Annotated in this window: 13 protein-coding genes; 9 read left to right on the top strand and 4 right to left on the bottom strand. The window is 54.6% G+C overall.

Features of this window, described 5'->3' with window-relative positions; all coding sequences use genetic code 11:
• Window positions 1–24: 24 nt before the first annotated feature.
• The 3 genes from NHU87_RS23715 to NHU87_RS23705 all read right to left on the bottom strand — a co-directional run bounded on the left by NHU87_RS23715 (window position 25) and on the right by NHU87_RS23705 (window position 5,622).
• Window positions 25–1,239: a hybrid sensor histidine kinase/response regulator gene (locus tag NHU87_RS23715; RefSeq protein WP_253552896.1), complete on the bottom strand. Its 1,215-nt coding sequence runs from the start codon at window positions 1,237–1,239 to the stop codon at window positions 25–27.
• A 76-nt stretch (window positions 1,240–1,315) separates the two neighbouring features.
• On the bottom strand, window positions 1,316–2,131 hold the full coding sequence (locus NHU87_RS23710; RefSeq protein ID WP_253552894.1) for a CheR family methyltransferase: 816 nt from the start codon (window positions 2,129–2,131) through the stop codon (window positions 1,316–1,318).
• Window positions 2,131–5,622 carry a response regulator gene (locus NHU87_RS23705; RefSeq protein WP_253552892.1) on the bottom strand — a complete coding sequence of 1,164 codons (3,492 nt, stop codon included), beginning with the start codon at window positions 5,620–5,622 and terminating at the stop codon, window positions 2,131–2,133. Before NHU87_RS23705 ends, NHU87_RS23710 begins: the two co-directional genes overlap by 1 nt.
• 259 nt (window positions 5,623–5,881) lie before the next feature.
• Here NHU87_RS23705 and NHU87_RS23700 point away from each other — a divergent pair, with 259 nt between their 5' ends.
• Window positions 5,882–6,265: a response regulator gene (locus NHU87_RS23700; protein WP_253552890.1), complete on the top strand. Its 384-nt coding sequence runs from the start codon at window positions 5,882–5,884 to the stop codon at window positions 6,263–6,265.
• Between the two features lie 9 nt (window positions 6,266–6,274).
• Here NHU87_RS23700 and NHU87_RS23695 read toward each other — a convergent pair whose 3' ends face one another.
• Entirely contained in the window at window positions 6,275–8,617 is a 2,343-nt protein-coding gene (locus NHU87_RS23695; protein WP_253552888.1) for a hypothetical protein, read from the bottom strand.
• A 129-nt stretch (window positions 8,618–8,746) separates the two neighbouring features.
• Between NHU87_RS23695 and NHU87_RS23690 the strand changes: the two genes are divergently transcribed.
• From NHU87_RS23690 to NHU87_RS23655, 8 genes are all read left to right on the top strand, one after another.
• Window positions 8,747–12,742 carry a hypothetical protein gene (locus NHU87_RS23690; protein WP_253552886.1) on the top strand — a complete coding sequence of 1,332 codons (3,996 nt, stop codon included), beginning with the start codon at window positions 8,747–8,749 and terminating at the stop codon, window positions 12,740–12,742.
• Between the two features lie 101 nt (window positions 12,743–12,843).
• Window positions 12,844–14,136 carry a glycosyltransferase gene (locus NHU87_RS23685; RefSeq protein ID WP_253552884.1) on the top strand — a complete coding sequence of 431 codons (1,293 nt, stop codon included), beginning with the start codon at window positions 12,844–12,846 and terminating at the stop codon, window positions 14,134–14,136.
• Window positions 14,137–14,263: 127 nt separating this feature from the next.
• Window positions 14,264–15,121, top strand: a complete 858-nt coding sequence (locus NHU87_RS23680) for a phospholipase (RefSeq protein WP_253552882.1) — start codon at window positions 14,264–14,266, stop codon at window positions 15,119–15,121.
• 100 nt (window positions 15,122–15,221) lie between these two features.
• Complete coding sequence (locus NHU87_RS23675) at window positions 15,222–16,103, top strand: phospholipase (RefSeq protein WP_253552880.1); 882 nt, start codon at window positions 15,222–15,224, stop codon at window positions 16,101–16,103.
• Window positions 16,104–16,182: 79 nt separating this feature from the next.
• Window positions 16,183–17,088 (top strand): AraC family transcriptional regulator, encoded by a 906-nt coding sequence (locus tag NHU87_RS23670; protein ID WP_253552878.1) that lies wholly within the window; start codon window positions 16,183–16,185, stop codon window positions 17,086–17,088.
• Window positions 17,089–17,502: 414 nt separating this feature from the next.
• Window positions 17,503–18,813, top strand: a complete 1,311-nt coding sequence (locus tag NHU87_RS23665) for an ABC transporter substrate-binding protein (RefSeq protein ID WP_253552876.1) — start codon at window positions 17,503–17,505, stop codon at window positions 18,811–18,813.
• A gap of 138 nt (window positions 18,814–18,951) precedes the next feature.
• Window positions 18,952–19,878 (top strand): carbohydrate ABC transporter permease, encoded by a 927-nt coding sequence (locus NHU87_RS23660; RefSeq protein WP_437180855.1) that lies wholly within the window; start codon window positions 18,952–18,954, stop codon window positions 19,876–19,878.
• Between the two features lie 10 nt (window positions 19,879–19,888).
• Window positions 19,889–20,719 carry a carbohydrate ABC transporter permease gene (locus tag NHU87_RS23655; protein WP_007905617.1) on the top strand — a complete coding sequence of 277 codons (831 nt, stop codon included), beginning with the start codon at window positions 19,889–19,891 and terminating at the stop codon, window positions 20,717–20,719.
• Window positions 20,720–20,800: the final 81 nt, after the last annotated feature.

Here is a 20,800-nt window from a genome sequence, read left to right as displayed (position 1 = left end):
ATAGCTGCTGATACGACCGTGAGGTCACTCAGAGGTTGCGTTTATCGGGCTGTTTTCCTGCAGCGGCAGACGAACGCGAAACAAGGCGCCTTCGCCAATCCGGCTCTCGACGGTGATGGAGCCACCGTGGGCGGCGACAATCTGCTCCGAAATAAACAACCCAAGGCCCAGTCCCGCTACAACAGCCTTGGCGCTAACCCTCTCGAACTGCTGAAAAATGCGCTGCTGATTCTCTTCACTGATCCCGATACCGCGATCCTGAACCTCGACCCACGCTTGCCCGCCCTGATTGTACACGCGTACGTCGATCGGACTCTTGGCGCCATAACGTAGCGCATTGGTCAACAGGTTGGACATCACTTGTTCAATGCGGAACTCGTCCCAATTGCCCACCACGGGCTGCTCGGCCGTCAAGGTGACCGACGACTCCGCGGCCTCGACCTGCGGGGCAAAGTTTTGCAGAAGGTTGTTCAGCAGCTGCACCAGGTCAAACCGACTGGGGCGTATCGATAACTTGCCGGTGCGGATCCGCGACACATCGAGCATGTCTTCGATCAGGCGGATCAGGCTTTTGATCTGCCGCTCGTCGCGATCGACCATGGCGTGCATCTTGTCCAGCGTGAATGCTGCGGCGTTATCCCGGGCCAGGTGCATTTTGCGCAGTTGGGTTTCAAGAATCAGGCCATTGAGTGGCGTACGGACTTCATGGGCAACGATGGACATGAAGTCATCACGCATGCGCACTGCTTGCTCCAGCTCATTCTGGGTGTTCTGCAACTGTTTAAGCAGCGCCTCCTGTTCCCGGCGACTTTGCTCCAGCGCTTCGACCTGATGCTTCATCGCTTTGCTTTGGCGATACAGGTCGACGAAAACATTGACCTTACTCTTGACCGCATGAATATCCAGCGGCTTGTGCAAGAAGTCTACCGCACCACTTTCGTAGCCCTTGAACGCGTAATTCAGCTCACGGCCGGCGGCACTGACGAACACAATCGGGATGTTTTTGGTTTTTTCCGTGCCGCGCATCAGCTCGGCCAGCTCGAAGCCGTTCATGCCGGGCATCTGCACATCAAGAATGGCCATGGCGAATTCGTGCTGCAGCAACAGCGACAAGGCTTCGTCGGCGGACAGGGCTTTGTAGACGATACGGTCTTCACGCCTGATCAAGGCTTCCAGCGCCAGAAGGTTCTCCGGCAGATCGTCGACGATCAGCAATTTGGCCTGGATGTTACTTAGCATGCGATTCGTTCCCGCTCGACAAGCAGACGGCCGATGCCGCGAAGATCCAACCGATGAGTATCCAGCACTGCCCTGTTCATGATTTGCGATAGATCCGTTCTGGTTTGACCAATGCTTCGAATTTATTGCCATAGGCCGAAAAATCCAGGGTTTCCTTACTGCCCAGCGCCAGAAACCCCCGATGACACAGGGATTCGTGAAACAAGCCGAATGCGCGACCCTGCAGTTTTTTATTGAAATAAATCAATACATTACGGCACGAAATTAATTGAGTTTCCGAGAATACGCTGTCGGTGGCCAAGCTGTGATCGGCGAAGGTCACGTTGTCGCACAAGCTCTTGTCGAAAATGGCGTAGCCATAGGCCGCCGTGTAGTAATCGGCGAACGAACGCCGACCTCCGGCCTGCTGGTAGTTGTGAGTGTAGGCCCGGACATTCTCCAGGGAGAAAATCCCCTGCCGGGCTTTATCCAGCGAGCGCGGGTTGATGTCGGTGGCATAGAGGATGGTGCGATCGAGCAGGCCTTCTTCGCGTAGCAGAATCGCCATCGAGTAAACCTCTTCGCCGGTGCTGCAACCGGCGATCCAGACCTTGATCGACGGATAAGTCTTGAGCAGGGGCACCACTTCCCGACGCAGCGCCAGGAAATGCGAAGGATCGCGGAACATTTCACTGACCGGGATCGTCAGCAATTGCAGCAGTTGCATGAACGCGGTCGGATCGTGCAGAACCTTCTCTTGCAGCGCCGAGATGGTTTGGCACTCGAACTGACTCAAGGCGTGATTGACCCGGCGCTTGATCGACGCGGCGGAGTAATCGCGAAAATCGTAGCTGTATTTGAGGTAGATCGCCTCGATCAACAACCTCAATTCGATTTCGGTATTGCGCTCCACTAGATGCGTTCCATCTTCGGTAACCACACACGAATCAGCGAGAACAGGCGATCCAGATCGATGGGCTTGGCCAGGTAGTCGTTGGAACCGGCTTGCAGGCAGCGCTCCTGATCGTCTTTCATAGCCTTGGCCGTCACCGCAATGATCGGCAGCTTGCGCCAGCGCGGATCCTTGCGGATTTCGAGGGTGGCTTCGAAACCATCCATCTCCGGCATCATCACGTCCATCAATACCAGGTCAATGTCCTCGACTTCATTCAATTTCTCGATCGCTTCACGGCCGTTACGGCCAATGACCACGATAGCGCCTTTCTGCTCCAGTGCACTGGTGAGGGCAAAGATGTTGCGTACATCATCGTCCACCAGCAGCACTTTACGTCCTTCAAAAACCTTATCGCGACTGCGAGCTGTCTTGAGCATTGTCTGACGTTCTTGGGACAGCCGCGATTCGACCTGGTGCAGAAACAGTGTCACTTCGTCCAGCAACCGCTCGGGCGAGCGCGCGCCCTTGATGATGATCGAACGCGAATACTTGCGCAGCTCGGCCTCTTCGTCCCGGGTCAGATTGCGGCCGGTATAGACGATCACCGGCGGGAACGAGCAGATATCCTCGGTGGACATGCGTTTGAGCAAGTCGTTGCCGAGCATGTCCGGCAGCTTCAGGTCGATAATCATGCAGTCGAAAATCGTGCCGCGCAGCAGGTCGAGCGCATCCTGCGCCAGGCCGACGGCGGTGATTTCGATGTCCTCATCGCCGATCAGACGGGCGATGCTGTCGCGTTGCACATCATCGTCTTCGACCAGCAATACCCGTTTGACCTTCTGCGTCAGTTTGTCTTCGAGGCGGGCAAACACATCCTTGAGTTCCTCGCGGGTGGTCGGCTTGACTGCATAACCGATGGCGCCCATGTGCATGGCGGCTTCGACGCGGTCTTCGACCGAAATCACGTGCACCGGGATGTGCCGGGTTTCGGCATGCTCTTTCAAACGCTGCAATACCGTCAGCCCGGAATGATCCGGCAGGCGCATGTCCAGCAGAATCGCATCGGGGATGAACTGCCTGGCCAGATCGTAGCCTTCGTCGGCGCCGTGGGCCACCAGGCACTGATAACCCAGTTCATGGGCCAGGTCATAGAGAATGTGCGCAAAGTTCGGCTCATCCTCCACCACCAGAATGCAGCGAGTAGCGAAGGGTGCCTTGTTGCGATCATCGTCGAAACGTGGAATGTCGACGTCGGCAATCAGCGGCACAGGCGCAGCAATCACGGGGCTTTTCAACATGGAAACCGGCGAGGCTTTCATCGTCTCGACAGGCGCGTCGCCCGGCTCGACGTAATGCTGCGGCAACACCAGGGTGAACACACTGCCCTGCCCTGGCGTGCTGGTCACGCTGATAGAACCGCCCAATAACGTGGCCAGATCACGAGAAATCGACAAGCCCAGGCCAGTGCCGCCGTAACGGCGATTGATGGTGCCATCGGCCTGACGGAAAGCTTCGAAAATGCTTTCTTGCTGATCCGGCGCTATACCGATGCCGGAGTCGCGAACGATAAAGGCGATGCCGTTGCCCGGGTGAGCAGCGACGTTCAGGTTGACCGTGCCCTTTTCGGTGAACTTCACTGCGTTGGACAGCAGGTTCTTGATCACTTGCTCCAGGCGCTGGCGGTCGGTGAACAGCATCAGCGGTGCATCGGCCTGCAAATGCACCTGGAAATCCAGTTTCTTGTCCGCAGCCAACGGCTGGAACATGCCATGCAAGCCTTCCACCAGACGCGCAACACTGGTGTTTTCCGCACGCACCTCAAGTTTGCCGGCCTCGACCTTGGAAATGTCGAGAATGTCGTTGATCAGGTTGAGCAAGTCGTTACCGGCGGAGTAGATCGACTCGGCGAATTTGACCTGCTCGGCGCTGAGGTTTTCCTGCGGGTTTTCCGCCAGCAATTTGGCCAGGATCAACGAACTGTTCAGCGGCGTGCGTAGCTCATGGGACATGTTGGCGAGGAATTCGGATTTGTATTTGCTTGAGCGCTGCAGCTCTTCGGCGCGCGCTTCGAGCTCAATCTGGGCCTGATTCAGTTCGGTGTTCTTCAGGTCCATGGCATCGCGTTGCGCGGCCAGGATCTGCCCCTGCTCGGCGAGTTGTTCATTGGTTTGCTCCAGCTCCACCTGCTGGGTTTGCAGGTGCGTCTGGGACTCCTTGAGAATCCGCGACTGCTCTTCCAGCTCTTCGTTGGCGCTCTTGAGTTCTTCTTGCTGAACCTGCAGCTCTTCGTTGAGTTGCTGGGCTTCGGCCAGCACTTCCTGCAAACGCTGACGATAGCGGGCGGCCTCGATCGAGGTGCCGATGTTGCCGGCAATCAATTCGAGCAGTTCAACATCACGATCCGCCAACGTGCGCAGAAAACCCAGTTCGATCACACCGTTGACCCGATCGTCGTCGCTGGTCGGCACCACCAATACGCTGTGCGGTAAACCTTCGCCAAGGCCGGAGCTGACTTTGAAGTAGTCGCCCGGTACGTGATCCAGACGAATCAAGCGCGCCTGTTGCGCCACTTGGCCGACAATCCCTTCGCCACTGTAAATCTGCTGATCAAGCGCTTCCTGTTCCCGGGAGAAACCGTAAGACGCGATGCGCTTCAGGCCGCCATGATCCTCACGGACATAGATCGCCGCGACAGCCGTCCCTAAATATTGGGCGCAGAACTGCAGAATGTTGCGCCCCAACAGATTGAGGGATAACTGCCCCAACACTTGCTCGGCCAGTTCGGTCTGGCCGTTGCGTAACCAGGCTTGCTGTTCCAGGCGCCGGGCACTGGCCTGTTGCCCGGCGAGGTTAGCACTGTAACTTTGCGATAGTTTGAGCAAATCCCGGCGGCCAATGTAGGCCAACAACCCGCTGATACCGGCCACGAACAGCAGATAAAGGGCGATGCTCCAGATCGTGGTGTGGCGCACTTCCTCGTTACGCGTGGTGCGCAACTGCTGTTCCATGTCGATCACGTCTTCGAATTGCTTGCGGATCTCATCGGTCAATCGTTTACCGCGTCCGGCCTTGACGGCGCCGCGATAGTCACCGCTGGCGCGCTGCAAATCGATCATCGATTGCGCGTAATGGGCCCATTCCGTCTGCAAGGCCTGGAGCCGGCGCAGACGATCAGTCTGGATCGGGTTGTCGGCGGTCAATTCGAGCAAGGTATTGAGCGCGACGGCGATTCTCGGCTTGGCCGTCTCATAAGGATCAAGGAAATGTTCGTCGCCACTGAGCAGGAACCCGCGCATGCCGGTTTCCAGATCGACGGTCAGCTTAATCGCCTCATTGGCATTATTGATCACCCGATCGGTGTGCTGGACCCACTGGATCACCGACAACAGGTAGGTGATCAAAGAAACGAAGAAAACTGCGCTGATGACGCCGACACCCAATGGCAGGCTGACGTTGCGGCTCAGGAGTTTACGGAATCGTTGCTCATCAACCGAGGACGCAGAGGTCATGGGGAGTCCTTGTCGAGCTGCTGAAAACCATCGAGTCTGCCCCAAAACGGCCGACCCCATCCATTTTTCTGACATGTTTTGCGGCAAAATCCTGCATTTAGCTGCTCTGGGACAAAGGAGCGGTTATTCTCTGCGGCTCTTGTGCGGCTATTGTTTTTGTAGCGCGTCGGGAACTTGTCGTGATTCGTCACTTACTCATGCAAGAGCCCGGCGGTTTCGATCGACCGGCAACCGCGAATTCAACCTTTGAGAGCCCACTATGTCCACGAACGCCTCCACCATTCTAGTCGTCGAAGACGATGCCATCGTGCGCACGCTGATCGTCGATGTGCTGGAGGAACTGGAATTCAGGGTGCTTGCGGCGGATGGCTGTGAAGCGGCGCTAGAGTTCATCAACGATGAAGACCAGTACATCGACTTGATGATGACGGATGTAGGGTTGCCGGTCATGGACGGTCGGGAATTGGCGAAGCAGGCGCGCATGCTGCGTCCCGAGTTGCCCATTCTGTTCGCCAGCGGCTATGCCGAAAGTATCGAGGTGCCTGATGGCATGCATCTCATCGGCAAGCCATTCTCGATTGAACAGTTGCGGGACAAGGTCAAGAATATTTTGCCCTCTCCCCCTTTGCCCACCGCTGGGTAATGACGCGACTCAAGCGCTAGGGCGTTTGCGTTTAGCCTCCTGCCGCTCTCTGAAAGCGATGATGTCATTGACATCCACTTTAGCCTGTGGCCGTGCAGGTGTCGGAGTAGTGTCTGGCACAGGCTGCACTGCTTCCTGCTCGGCCACCGCCTCATTACCAAAATCGACGCCAACAAGTCCGTTGATATCAGTCAGCGGCTGGCGGAATTTATTCCCAACGTCTCGACCAATGCCTTTCAATGGATTGACCTCACTCGCCATGATCGCTCGATTGATTGCTTTGGGGTTGGGAATGAACTTTCCGGTCTTGTCATAAGCGCCGAGGATCAAGGCAGGTGTTAAATCGACGGCATAGTTGATTTCCAAAGGAGGCAATTGTTTCAACCCGGAGTTGGGGCGAAACGCCAGTTCGGTATTGGCGTACAAATGAAATCCCTCCAACTGACGAGCATCGACGAAATAGGTATACCCACCTTTTTGGCCCCCATATACAAAGGCCCCTGCGCCGTCTTTCTGGTAAAAAGCCGAGGTTGAAATCCCGGCGCCATCAAGATCGAGTGCATCGTGCGCCCCCCCATAACCCCCTTTGAAGCCGTTAACCTGGTTGAGATCCCTGATCGGCGTGCGTTGGGTAAAACCCTTTTCAAATATTACCGTTGGGTCGCGCATGTCCCCGCGAAATACAAAACCCTGGTAAATAAAGCCTTTTTCCGGTCCGGAAAGCCTCACCACCTGCGAGTTCGTGGCGAGAGACTGCGCCACATTGGGCCCACCCGCCAACTCCGACAGGTAGCCTGCGACAAGCACCCCCTTACCTGCTTCAGGTATCTCTTTGCCAGCAGTACTCGCCAACTGATGGCTGATGCTGCCTGCGGGTCTGCGCACCAACGAGGGTCTGTTGCTGCGCTTTAGCGTTTCGAGCACTCGGCGGCTGATGTTTTTCCTGGCAACCGCAGAAAGAACCTTACCCAAGAGTTTTTCGGCAATGGGACCGGCGAGCTCAGCCAGTACCCCAATTGCCGCGTTGATCCTCAGTCGCTCCGCCTCGGAAGGGTCATCAGAGATCTCGGCACGGATCAAATCAGTCGCCGACGCCCCAATTCCCAACAAGAAGGGAACCAGCATTCGAATCGGTGCAGATACCCACGCCGCCGTTCCTCCGGTCGGAATCGAAACCGCGAAAGCGATGCATTGCAGCAGATACCCGGCTACTTCCAGTGCAATATCAGTCATACGCTCGGCGCGGGTTGAGACCAATGTATCAATGTCCGCCAACGCTCGCCCGATTTGCCGGTCAAAAAGGTCTTTGCCAATGTCCGCACTGGCTCGAAATACAATCTCTCGATAGTTTGGGCGCGTCGCGAACAAGGGGAATTCCATTCCACGATATTTGAAATCACGGACGTAAGGTTTCTGTTGGGCGCTCAATGGAACACGCTTTAACAGACGCTTTTGCAGTTCCGGATGGTTTTCCAGAAACCTTCCGCGCTCGTCATGCCCGGCGGGAAATTCGATGGCAACACCGTCTTCGCCCAAAAAAAACAACACGCCGCGATCCAGATTGCTGCGCCCGATAAACACGGCGTTATCGACCTCAAGATCCGGGTCGCTGTGCAAGTTAAGAAGGCGCGCAGGGATCAAGCCTTTGAGATACTCAAAGGCAATTATCCTGTCTTCCATTGAGCGAGCGTCACTCTTGATGAACTCTACGACCAGCTTGTTGAGTTCGGCTTTTTTTAGCAATCGCCCAAAAGCGTGCGCCGCAGGATGCTGTAAGCTTTCGGCAACATACTTATTGAAGTCAGCCTGATAGTCGGCCCCCTCCAAAGTCTTTACAAGCTTGGCAGGATAGTAGGAAGGCCATTGTATTTCAGAGTACCCCCTGTCTTTGAGTACACGATAATGATAGCCGGTGCATAGTTCTGCCAATGTAAATTTTCTCTCCTTCCAGTTGGCGGAATCTTTTTCAGCTTTAAGCATGTCACTGCGATTGGGTTGTTTAACTTGTATATATTTAATCATCACTTCTGAATCATACTTTATCTGCGACCTGCTTTTTTCGTCAGGCACTAGCGCTTGCACAGTCTCATCAATGCGATCACGAATAAAATATGCAGGATCAAAGCTGGCTGGGTCAGCGAAAACCGAACAGCCATGCAATATTTCATCACTCAGATTTTTCACATCAACACCATCAATCTCTGTTTCATCGAGCGAACTGATTTCGAATGTTCTGGTTTTCGCCATTGGCACAGGCTCTTCCTCCCCCAGATCACTTAGGGGGTCCAGCAGCCTTAGAAGCGAATATTGATCTTCGGCATCGTCATAAATGCCAGGCAAATCCATGTTCATAACTTATTCCTGCGAACAGCAACAAAGCACGACTGCACTTTTCCATTACTGCAAGCCAGGCACAAGCGTAGCCACCCCCAACCAAACAGTAAATCGTGGAGATATTATTAATAATTACGACACAACAACATGTATGCGATGATGATAAAAAACGTATTGCTCGCAACCGGCGACGGCAGCGCTTTAGAATTTCAAACCCTTGCAAAACACACTTACACAACAGGTCTTGATAACCGCAAGACAACAAAAGAGGATCTCCCAAACATAAAACCCAAACCAAATGGATTTGTCATGATCATCAAACACGCCAACTCGCCGACTCAAAGATACTTATCCAGATCTGTCCCCAATACCGCCATTCAAAATCACCATTCTCAAAGTGACCACAATGAGCGAATGGAGGTTGTATATAAACTAAATCAGCGCGGAGAAAAACCTGGCTCTTCGCAAGCAATCATGCTGGAAGGTGCCGCCATCTCCCTTGAGTCCGGGTCGACGCTTGAAGACGCTCTGCAACCCGGCAGGGAATTGCTGCAAAAATTGTCCGAACGAAACGCCTTCAAAAAATTAATGGCTACACTCCAACTTCCCGGGCACTCACTGTTCGAAGTAACTTCCGAAGGCGAAATAAACGCAAGATACTCAGGCAAAACAATTGGCTTTGCGAACGCATTCAAACTTGCACCGGATCTGAAAGATGATCTTCATACATTGGTTGAAATGGCGCAATTGACCGGTGGCGTCATCTCTCTCGCTGACCATGTCGAGTTGACGCAATGGCTGAAATTCCATGGTTACATCATTCCCCGAACCGCTTCCGAAGGTTCCAGGCTGACAGAGTTCATGAAACTGAAGCCAGTGAGTCCACCGCTTGGTAACTATTGGGAAATGATCAAAGCCGGAGGAGACAATTCGGTCACTCTTTCTGCCGATCAGCGCAGCGAATTCCGCACACTCATCAGCAGTTATATCAAGGGGCAGTCGTTACTTGAGCATCTTGTAAATGACATTTTGGGCGGGCGGTCTACGCCTTTCAAACGCTCGGAGGTTCAGGGCATTCTTGAAAAACTGGTGTCCAGTCCCATCGCTTTTTACTGGGCCAACGCTTATGTGCGGGATCTGGGCTGGTATGGAGCGCAAGAAAACCAGCCCCAATCCGATGAATCGCTCAAGCAAATGATACTGACTTCGCTCTTGCTCAATCTTCATTCTGGCGTCGGCGAACAAGAGCCTCGCAACCATGCGGCAGGTTTCAACTTATATGCTGTCGAGCACATGGAAAAATCCTTCGCCGATGTTCAAACGGAATTCGAAAGGCACCTGATCGAGAACCACCGGATTACCGAAAGAGATGCGGCACTGGCCGCTCATCTGTTGCTGGCAGAGGCCGCACCGGAATTTCTGGTAAGGGATCTGCCTCCCACCCTGTTATTGGGCACGCCGCCATGGGTCGAATTTTGCCGGATCGTCGCGGTGGAGGAAATCATTGCGCCGGGATCGACGCGCTCGATGACTTATGCGCAGCTACAACAACTGTTGAAGTTTGACGGGGTCTGCGAGTCGCGAAAGACGCTCGACGCTCTGGCTGCCGTGGATCCTGTGATTGATTGGGCATTGCTTAACAAAATCGTCACGCGGGATGACGTAGAAAAGTCGGTCACAGACTCGCTTGAAGTGGCATTAGGCGCGTACGTCCGACATGCCAAGACGCTTGCCGAAACGGCCGAAACATTGTCTCGCCCTCTGCCGACTCGCAAAAGCATCGCACTGGATATCCTCAAACAGGTGGCCAAAGGATGTACCTATCTTGAAAACGACGTCCTTCACCAAAAGAAAAATCGACCGCTGGAGGACGCTTACGCCGACCCGTTTCCCGTATCGCCTGTAGAACTGCACATGTCCAATGATCTGGTGACCGGTGACTGGGATTTGAAGAATGGCGAAAGCATCTACAAAGCGTTTCCCGGCATGCTTGCAAACCTGATTGCTCCTGATGGTGAGTTCTACCGTCAGTTCAATCACGCCTATGTGGCTCATGTACAAGCAATGAACATGCATGTGAAGCAGGCTTTTTCTTCAGTGCCACTGCCTGATCGGACACGCCTGCTAAAAGGCAAGGTCACGATATTCACCGTAAGACCTTCTGTCGCGAAACTCCAATCGATCACCAGCCTTCCCACGAATCCCATAGCGTCGATCATTGACACGGTCCTGAAAACGACCCAGCGCAAACCGACGGAAAGTCATAAGGACATAGATGAGGCAAAGGGTCGATATGGTGTAGTCATCTGTTCACACTTCGAAGGTCGAGTGACGTGTTACGAATTATTTACCTTGCACGGAACCTGTCGCGAAAACACCCGGCTGGCAGAGCTTATCCAAGGGGAAAACCTTTTAAGCACAACCGTTCGCAGCAATGAGAAAAACTACTCTCCTCCTGCAAAAGTGCTTCAGCTGCCTACGAACATCGAGTGTTATACCCATGGAGTCACACCCGGCCTCATCAACGTCAGTCATGGTGTGATCGAAAAAGTCGGTGAATTGTCAGCGTCTCCACTGGCGCCAGAAATCAACGGTTATTACCAGAGTTTCTATTCGACAGAGTTCGACCGATTGGTGAATTTCGTACTCAAGCACAGACCCGTCGCGACCTACGATGAATTGGTGAAAGAGTGCTGGGGACAGACCAGGCTGGAGGCATTGCGGGCAAAACGGGAAAAGGATCTGGATACGTTTCTAAATTTTGTCGTGCCCTTCAAATCATGTATCGAAGACTTGAGCTCAGACGATCTGGATCGACAATTCCAAGGGGTGACGGCCTGTACTTTAGAAGCCGCGATGACCGTTCTGTTAGTGGTCGGAGCCATTGCTCAGATTGCCAGCCTGGCCGCCAAAAGCATGAGCATTGCTACCAAGGCCAGCAAGATCGCTTCGACGGGACTCGGATTGGTGAGCAACCTGTTCAATCCGCTGGACGGAGCATCCGACTTGCTTTTACATGGCGCAAAACTGTTGCGCAATACGTGGCGCCGCAGCGTGGCTGCACTGGATAACGCGATTTTCGACGCGCGCAAATGGTCGAGCGTAACGCCACACCGCCAACTGGCCGCCACTATCGACCCTGACACTGTTCGCCTGGGAACCTGGCGTCCCGCGCAAACGTCCCAGGATGTTTTCCAGGTATGGGGTATACGCCACAATGACGAATGGTACGCGCTGAACCGATTGGGCCAGCCTTGGGGAGCCAAACTGGAACATTTCAATTACAAATTCAAACTGCCTACCCTGCCCTGGCACAGGATCATGCCCAAAAGCTACACTCATCGTTACATGAAGAAAGCGATTCCCGCAGCCAAAGCCAAACTCGACAATGCCATCCATTTGTTGGCCGATGCAGAGTCAAACGACGAAGTTCGCAAGGTTCTAAAATATTTGTTTGGGACGGGATCCGACGAAGCCGCTCAACATATCGGGCTCAAACTGCGAGCAATGCGCAAGGATCTTGATGCTTTCACGCTCTCTAATGTGTCGTTCAGAAAAGCTGATATCAACGCGGTGGCAGCACTGAATGTGCCCGATTACAAACGGTGGAAGAAAACGGTAATCAATGGGACTACACATAAAGAATCCATCAAGAAATTCATCAAGATTTACCCGGAACATCTGGATGATTTTTATCGCTCAACCAAATATGATGAATCCAGAATCGCGGATGTGTTGATTCATGAGATGTCACATGGTGCACCAGGCACACTCGATCTGTATTATGGAAAAACGCTGGATCGCATTGAATTCGACGCTGCACCGTTAATTGATTTTGCGCGTAACCCCCGTATGATTGACCCGTCCTTTTCGAACCCTTACAGGACCGTGAGCACGGAAAAGTTTACTCACCTGGACCACTTTGAATCCGTTCGCCCCAGTCTTCCGACTCTGGTTCAGAAGCACCCAGCCTTATACAACGCGGACTCTTATGAAGTAGCGGTTTCCTTGATTGACCAAATCAAATCCGACCCTTTTGGATTTGGCGTAAATATGACTACCATCGAGACTGCGCTAAACAACACCCCAGCCGACAAATTCCTGGGCACATTAGAAATTAATCTGTGCAGAGTACCGGATTGACTTTTTGCTTCGATACAATCCACGCAGGATTAAAATCATCCAGCGCTGTGGTTTAATTGCGTCCCGGCAACCGGACCGATTATCCGCCCCAAGGAATACCGATGACTCAAACCGCTGCCACCAAAGTCCTGGTCATTGGCTACGTCTGGCCCGAGCCCCGCTCTTCAGCGGCCAGCGGGCACGTCATGCAAATCCTTGAAACCTTTTTGCAGCAAGGCTGGGACATCACCTTCAGCAGCCCGGCCGGCACCGGTGAACACCGTGCGGACCTGACCGCGCTAGGCATTCACGAAATGCCGATCGAGCTGAACAACAGCAGTTTCGACACCTTTGTCAGTGAACTGGCACCGGATATCGTGCTGTTCGATCAGTTCATGATGGAGGAACAGTTCGGCTGGCGGGTAGAAAAGCACTGTCCTGATGCGTTGCGTGTACTGGAAACCTCCGATTTGCAAAGCCTTCGGCATGCCCGGCATCAGCGACTCAAGGAGCGCTTGAAGGCCAGTGACGACGTTGATGATTTCAGCGAGTTATTCGCCCCGGCACTGCGTGCAGAGTTCGAGCTCATGGCCGATACCGATCTGGCTAAACGGGAGATCGCCGCGCTGTATCGCTGCGACTTGAACCTGATGATCTCCGAAGTCGAGATTCAATTGCTGGTCGAGCAGTTCGGGCTGCCGCGACAACTGCTGCACTGGTGTCCGCTGATGGTCGATCCGCCGAGTGCGCCACCGCCAGCCTTTGAAGATCGTGCGCATTTCCTCAGTATCGGTAACTTCCGCCACGCCCCCAACTGGGACGCCGTGCTCTGGATGAAAACCACGATCTGGCCGCTGATCCGCCAGCAACTGCCAACAGCTCAGTTGCACATATACGGCGCTTACACGCCGCCCAAGGCCACGGCGTTGCACAACCCGGCACAGGGCTTTCATGTGATGAACTGGGCAGAAGATGCGTTAGCCGTTATGTCTGCTGCGCGGATTTGCCTCGCTCCTTTGCGCTTTGGTGCCGGTATCAAAGGCAAGATTGTCGACGCGATGCTATGCGGTACGCCCAATGTCACCACGCCGATTGGCGCAGAAGCTATGCACGGCGAGCAACCGTGGCCCGGTAGCGTGGCCCGGACAGCTCGGGAATTCGCCAGTTGTGCCGTGCAACTTTATACCGATAAGGTTTGCTGGATGAAGGCCCAGGAAAATGGGCAATCCCTGTTAGCCAACCGTTACCAGACATCCGTTCATGGCGCTTCCTTGATCGAAAAGCTGGTTTATTGCCAACAGCATCTAGCGCAAATCAGAAGCGATAACTTTACTGGCAGTATGTTGCGCCACCACCAACATAAAAGTACGCAATATATGGCCCAGTGGATAGAAGCAAAGACTCGAAATCAATAACTACCCCCCTCAAAGTTGAAGCGCCACAGCTTAATAAAATACATTATTTGAATAAGGTTTTTTATTGGCTGTTTCGCTCGCCTCCTCTATAAATACTTTACCTTTAACCCATGCAAGGACGCATGAGATGGACGGTTACACTTTCAACCGTTGGATGACGGACTTACCTGGCATTGACTCAATGAAACTCAACGAGTTGATTCTGCCTGGCGCCCATAATGCTGGCGCAGACAAAAAGGCAACTTACCTGGCGCCCGGCGTTTCTCACTGGGCTGTTTGTCAAAACAATTCTTTTTACGAACAGTTGAACAACGGCGCACGCGCGCTCGATGTAAGAATCGAATACAACGTCGACTCCAGAGGGGTTGGCACATTCTGGTTCCAGCACAACGGCTTCCGATCATCCCGGTCGCTGGAAAACCTGGTTATGCAGGTGAGTCGTTTTCTACAGGAGAATCCCGACGAGTTCGTCTTGCTCGATTTCCATGAACTGACATCTGCCAATACTTCCTTTGACCACAAGGAGTTCAACCGATTTCTGCTGACACATCTGGGCCAGAGAATCATTCCGTCTCGTAACAAGTACATGAGCCTCGGTCAACTAAAGCAGGCCAGTCTTACCCAACGGTTATGGGTTGCTGCCGAACACCATCCGGATCTGGATCAAGGCTGGTTACTCTCCAAAATTCAACACGAATGGAGCGGCCAATCGCTGACCAGTGTCAAGAAGGTGCAAGCGCTTATCGCTCGCGTGATGCAAGATCCTCCGTCACCCTGGATGCCGTGGTCTCTCTCCGCGACCAGTTATACGGCACTCGGGGGGCCCGTAGACATCAAAGAGCACCTTGACCGGTGGTTCGCCCCCGCCTCGGACGGCTGGATCTTGAAATGCAGCATTATTAATGCAGACTTCTTCGAAGAATCGAAACTTGTGCCCAATTGCCGCATCGCTAACATAATCAAAGCCCGGACACTCAATAAATAGATATCTCTTGGGTTTGTATCAGTCAGGATAATATTCGCATTACACATCTGATACAAACCACTTCACCGTGATGAACAGTGAAGCCCAAAGAGGAATGGCAATGACAAATAAAGAAACAGGACGACTCAATAAAAACACTTGGATGAGCACTATTTCAGATATCCATAAATTAAAACTCACAGAGATCGTTTGGCCCGGCGCTCATAACGCCGGCATGGACAAAAAAGCGCCGAACTATGAAGTGGTGATCGGCAACTGGACAACTTGCCAGAACGATTCGTTTGCCTGGCAACTGTCCAATGGCGCGCGGGCTTTCGATCTGCGGCTCGGCTACACATTCGGACCTGTAGAGCCGGTGTTTTACTTTCATCACAATGGGTTGCAGTCCCATCGGATCCTCGATGAACTGATCGATGCGGTATCGGCCTTCCTCGATCGAAATCCGGATGAATTCATCGTGCTGGACTTTCATCAACTTGGACTCGCAGGCAAGCCCTTCGACTATAAGAAACTCAACGATGTGCTGGTGCGTCGTCTTGGGCGTCGAATCATCCCGCACAGCGACGCGTTGAAAACCGTGGGTGAACTCAAGCGCACCAGCTCCCTACGCCGCATCGTTATGGCAGCCCGAAGTGCGCCGGGCCTGGACAGCGAGTACTTCTGGCCGCGCATACCGCACAAGTGGCGCGACCAAACGTTCACTGATACCCGCGAGCTGCGTAGTCATATCGCTACAACCCTTGAAGAGGCGCCCTACGAAACATTTCTCTGGTCGCTGTCGGCGACCACCTATTCGCTATTGGGCGGCCCGCAGCACATAAAAAGCCAAATCAATGACTGGTTCAGTACAACGGGCGACTGGGTAACCCGTTGCAGCATCATTAACATCGACTTTTTCGACGAGTGCGAAATTGTCCGCTATTGCTGGAGCGCCTCCAGCATGAAAGCCGTGTATGGCCGCTCGTTGCATGAACCGTCCTGAACGGTCAACGTCGCAGGCTGGCACAGAGAGCCTGGAAAGAGGCATGATCAACAGGCGATAACAATAAAAGTACCCTGACATGAGCCGACCAGCCAGAGTTACCGATCCTTCCTACGAATTGATGGACGACCATAACGGGTTGTCCATCATCTATCGTCAGCACGGCTTCCCCTGCCCTTTGGTGCGCTGGCATTTCCACAAGGAATACGAACTGCACCTGATCATCGCCAGCTCCGGCAAGGTGTTCATCGGTGACTACATCGGCAACTTCTACCCGGAAACGCTGTTCCTGACCGGACCCAACCTGCCCCACAACTGGATCAGCCAGGTGGCCGAAGACGAAGTGGTGCCCAAGCGTGACATGCTGGTCAATTTCACTGATGAGCTGTTTGAAAACGGCCATCAGGTGTTCGCCGAACTCAAAGCGCTCACTCCGCTGCTGGAGCGCGCGCAGTACGGCATCGAGTTTCGCTGCAAGCGTACGATCCGCCAGGCCATGACCTTGATGCAGCGCATCGCCGACACCCAGGGCATGACCCGGCTCGGGCACTTTTTCATTCTGCTGGAGTTGCTGGCGGCATCCGATGACTATCAGTTGCTGTCCGGTGCGACGACGCCGCAATTGGCCGATGAACACAATATCGACCGCACCAACCGGGCGGTGGACTACATCTTTGCCCATTACGCCCGCGATCTGCCCCTGGAAGAAGTCGCCGAACACTTGGGCCTGAAGCCGACCTACTTCAGCCGTGTGTTCAAACAGGCTACCGGGCGTTGCTTCATCGAATTCGTCAATCGCCTGCGCATCAGCAAATCCTGCGAGCTGCTGGCCGATGGCGACAAAACGGTGACCGATGTGTGTTTCGAGTCGGGCTTCAACAATATTTCCAACTTCAACCGACGCTTCCAACAGCTCAAGGGCATGACGCCATCGCATTACCGGCGGTTGGCGGTGCAGCGTTTGACTGAGCAAAACCTGGGTTGAAGGCCTTGGTTATGTGGTGATTTTCAGATCGCCTTCGCGGGCAAGTCGGATCGCCGCACCGCTCGCTCCTACAAGAGCGAGGCTTGCCCGCCAAGGGGCCGATGAAACCTGTACAAATTCAATGACCGCCCGCCTCTGCGAAGCCTTACCACATACCCCTGTAGGAGCGAGGCTTGCCCGCGAAGAGGCCGGTGAAACCTATACAAATTCGATGCCTGCTCGCCTCTGCAAAGCCTATCCCTGCATCCCCCGCTCCAAATCTCAGTGCAAAAAAGTATCGATCACAGTGCGATGGATGATTTGTCAGCCCATCGATTGAAGGCTGTAATCAGTGCACATTCTTCCTGACTTCGGAAGACACAAAAACAATAACTGTCCTTCTGTAACCCGCGGGGTGCAGAAAAGGAGTGCACGATGCAACCTTCGGTAAAAGCTCTGCTTGCTCTCACCTGCATGACCCTCAGTAGCGTCAGCCTCGGCGCCCAGACCCTGACCATTGCCACCGTCAACAACAGCGACATGATCCGCATGCAAAAACTCTCGAAAACTTTCGAGGCCGAGCATCCGGACATCAAGCTCAATTGGGTGGTACTCGAAGAAAACGTCCTGCGCCAACGCCTGACCACCGACATCGCCACCCAGGGCGGGCAGTTCGATGTGTTGACCATCGGCATGTACGAAGCCGCACTCTGGGGCGCCAAGGGTTGGCTGGAACCGATGAAGGATTTGCCAGCCAGCTACGCCCTCGACGACGTGTTCCCTTCGGTACGCGAAGGCCTTTCGGTCAAGGGCTCGCTCTATGCCCTGCCGTTCTACGCTGAAAGCTCTATCACCTATTACCGCACCGACCTGTTCAAGGAAGCCGGGCTGACCATGCCCGAACGCCCGACCTGGACGCAGATCAGCGAATTTGCCAGCAAACTCACCAACAAAGACAAAGAACAGTACGGCATCTGCCTGCGCGGCAAGGCTGGCTGGGGCGAGAACATGGCCCTGATCACCACCATCGCCAATGCTTACGGCGCACGCTGGTTCGATGAGCAGTGGAAACCGGAATTCACCGGCCCCGAATGGAAAAACGCGCTCAACTTCTACGTCGACACCATGAAGAAGTCCGGCCCTCCTGGCGCGTCGAGCAACGGTTTCAACGAAAACCTGGCACTGTTCAACAGCGGCAAGTGTGCAATCTGGGTCGATGCCAGCGTGGCCGGCTCGTTCGTCACCGACAAGACCCAAAGCAAGGTCAGCGATCACGTCGGCTTCACCTACGCACCGCATGAAACCACCGACAAAGGTTCGGCCTGGTTGTATTCCTGGGCGCTGGCCATTCCGACCAGTTCCAAGGCCAAGGACGCGGCGAAAACCTTCAGCACCTGGGCCACTTCCAAGGAGTACGGCGCACTGGTCGCGGAGAAAGACGGCATCGCCAACGTGCCGCCCGGCACTCGTGCTTCGACCTACACCGAGGCCTACATGAATGCCGCGCCGTTCGCCAAGGTGACGCTGGAATCGCTGAAAGCGGCGGACCCGACCAAACCGTCTCTCAAGACTGTGCCCTACGTCGGCATCCAGTTGGTGACCATTCCCGAGTTCCAGGCCGTGGGCACCCAGGTCGGCAAGCTGTTCTCGGCAGCGCTGATCGGCCAGACCACGGTCGACCAGGCTTTGACCGCTGCCCAGTCAACCACCGAACGTGAGATGAAGCGCGCCGGTTATCCCAAGTAACCCCGGCCCCCTGTAGGAGGGAGCGGTGCGGCGATCCGACTTGCCCGCGAAAGCGGTGTGTCAGGTAAATCGCCTTCGCGGGCAAGCCTCGCTCCTACAGTTGATCTTCATTGTCTGTTCCTAATGGGTTCTATCGCCATGAATATTTCAACCGCCAAAGCTCACATGGACATCCCGCAACCGGTGCGTAAAAGCCGGTTGAGCAACCCCGGCTGGTTTCTCGTCAGCCCTTCGGTAGCGTTGTTGCTGCTGTGGATGATCGTGCCGCTGGGCATGACCGTTTACTTTTCAATGATTCGCTACAACCTGCTCTACCCCGGTGAAAACCAGTTCGTGGGGCTGGAGAACTTCAGCTACTTTCTGAGCGACTCGGGCTTTCTTCCCGGTGCCACCAACACCCTGTTGCTGGTGGGCAGCGTGCTGCTGATCAGCGTGGTGTTCGGGGTGTTGATCAGCGCATTGCTGGAGGCCAGTGAGTTTCTCGGTCGCGGCATCGTGCGGGTGATGTTGATCTCGCCATTCTTCATCATGCCCACCGTCGGTGCGCTGATCTGGAAGAACCTGATTTTTCACCCGGTCTCGGGGATTCTCGCCTACATCTGGAAGCTGTTCGGCGCGCAGCCGGTGGACTGGCTGGCGCACTACCCGCTGCTGTCGATCATCATCATTGTCTCGTGGCAGTGGCTGCCCTTCGCGATCCTGATCCTGATGACCGCCATGCAGTCCCTCGATCAGGAGCAGAAAGAAGCCGCGCGCCTGGACGGTGCCGGTCCCATCGCGATTTTCTGGCACCTGACCCTGCCGCACCTGGCCCGGCCAATCGCGGTGGTGGTGATGATTGAAACCATCTTCCTGCTGTCGGTGTTCGCCGAAATCTTCACCACCACCAACGGCGGCCCAGGCTACGCCTCGACCAACCTCGCCTACCTGATCTACAACCAGGCGCTGGTGCAGTTCGACGTCGGCATGGCGTCCGCCGGTGGTTTGATCGCGGTGTTGATTGCCAACGTCGCGGCCATCGTGCTGGTGCGAATGATCGGCAAAAACCTGACAGATAAAGCCTGAGGCCTGCGCCATGACTCTTCAACAATCCCGCCGTTTGCAAAGCCTGCTGCTCGGCACTCTGGCCTGGGCCATCGCGATCCTGATCTTCTTCCCGATCTTCTGGATGGTGCTGACCAGTTTTAAAACCGAAATCGACGCGTTCGCCACGCCGCCGCAGTTCATCTTCACACCGACGCTGGAGAACTACCTGCACATCAACGAGCGCAGCGACTATTTCAGTTTCGCCTGGAACTCGGTGGTGATTTCCTTCAGCGCCACGGCCCTGTGCCTGTTGATCGCAGTGCCGGCGGCCTACTCGATGGCGTTCTACGAAACCCAGCGCACCAAAGGCACGCTGCTGTGGATGCTCTCGACCAAGATGCTGCCGCCAGTGGGCGTGCTGATGCCGATCTACCTGCTGGCCAAGAGCTTTGGCCTGCTGGATACGCGGATCGCACTGATCGTGATTTACACGCTGATCAACCTGCCGATCGTGGTCTGGATGATTTACACCTACTTCAAAGACATCCCCAAGGACATCCTCGAAGCCGCACGTCTGGATGGCGCGACGCTGTGGCAGGAAATGGTCCGGGTCCTGCTGCCAATCGCCAAGGGCGGCCTGGCTTCCACGGTGTTGCTGTCGCTGATCCTGTGCTGGAACGAAGCGTTCTGGTCGCTGAACCTGACCTCGTCGCAGGCCGCGCCACTGACCGCGTTGATCGCCTCGTACTCGAGTCCTGAGGGGCTGTTCTGGGCCAAGTTGTCGGCGGTGTCGACCCTGGCTTGTGCACCGATCCTGATCTTTGGCTGGATCAGCCAGAAACAATTGGTTCGCGGCCTGTCGTTTGGTGCCGTGAAATGAAGATCGCCGCTCCAACACGATCCCTGTAGGAGCCAGGCTTGCCGGCGAAGGCGATCTTCCGGACGCCTTCGCCGGCAAGCC

Origin of the sequence: Pseudomonas mandelii, assembly GCF_024138395.1 — a bacterium.
GTDB lineage: Bacteria > Pseudomonadota > Gammaproteobacteria > Pseudomonadales > Pseudomonadaceae > Aquipseudomonas > Aquipseudomonas mandelii_E.
This window is presented reverse-complemented; position numbering and strand designations above follow the sequence as displayed.

Coding starts and splice junctions, on each gene's coding strand:
- NHU87_RS23715 (WP_253552896.1), bottom strand. CDS start 1,239: ATGCTAAGTAACATCCAGGCCAAATTGCTGATCGTCGACGATCTGCCG.
- NHU87_RS23705 (WP_253552892.1), bottom strand. CDS start 5,622: ATGACCTCTGCGTCCTCGGTTGATGAGCAACGATTCCGTAAACTCCTG.
- NHU87_RS23700 (WP_253552890.1), top strand. CDS start 5,882: ATGTCCACGAACGCCTCCACCATTCTAGTCGTCGAAGACGATGCCATC.
- NHU87_RS23695 (WP_253552888.1), bottom strand. CDS start 8,617: ATGAACATGGATTTGCCTGGCATTTATGACGATGCCGAAGATCAATAT.
- NHU87_RS23690 (WP_253552886.1), top strand. CDS start 8,747: ATGTATGCGATGATGATAAAAAACGTATTGCTCGCAACCGGCGACGGC.
- NHU87_RS23685 (WP_253552884.1), top strand. CDS start 12,844: ATGACTCAAACCGCTGCCACCAAAGTCCTGGTCATTGGCTACGTCTGG.
- NHU87_RS23680 (WP_253552882.1), top strand. CDS start 14,264: ATGGACGGTTACACTTTCAACCGTTGGATGACGGACTTACCTGGCATT.
- NHU87_RS23675 (WP_253552880.1), top strand. CDS start 15,222: ATGACAAATAAAGAAACAGGACGACTCAATAAAAACACTTGGATGAGC.
- NHU87_RS23670 (WP_253552878.1), top strand. CDS start 16,183: ATGAGCCGACCAGCCAGAGTTACCGATCCTTCCTACGAATTGATGGAC.
- NHU87_RS23665 (WP_253552876.1), top strand. CDS start 17,503: ATGCAACCTTCGGTAAAAGCTCTGCTTGCTCTCACCTGCATGACCCTC.
- NHU87_RS23660 (WP_437180855.1), top strand. CDS start 18,952: ATGAATATTTCAACCGCCAAAGCTCACATGGACATCCCGCAACCGGTG.
- NHU87_RS23655 (WP_007905617.1), top strand. CDS start 19,889: ATGACTCTTCAACAATCCCGCCGTTTGCAAAGCCTGCTGCTCGGCACT.